General features: G+C 72.1%; 1 pseudogene. It reads right to left on the bottom strand.

From position 1 onward, the window contains the following. Positions 1-247, bottom strand: a pseudogene (locus ACYQ0J_RS00040) (ATP-binding protein); the annotation flags it as partial.

Genomic DNA, 247 nt, shown 5'->3' with positions numbered 1-247 from the left:
TTAGGGTCTCCGGGTGGACGGCCAGGACCAGGGTGGCCACCTCGGCGAAGGCCACCAGCCAGGGGACCACACTGGGGGTGAGGCCCGTGGCGTCGTCCACGACGAGGGTGACGGGGTTCACCCCTTCGGGGCGCTTGAGGGCCTTGAGGAGGCTCCTCGCCTTCTCCTCGTTCCCCGGGTAGCGCCTCTGCCAGGCCTTGAGGTCGGCCTCGAGGTCCCTCCCCCGCCCCCCCCCGTCCACCGGGAT

This window comes from Thermus sp. FJN-A (assembly GCF_054655095.1).
This window is presented reverse-complemented; position numbering and strand designations above follow the sequence as displayed.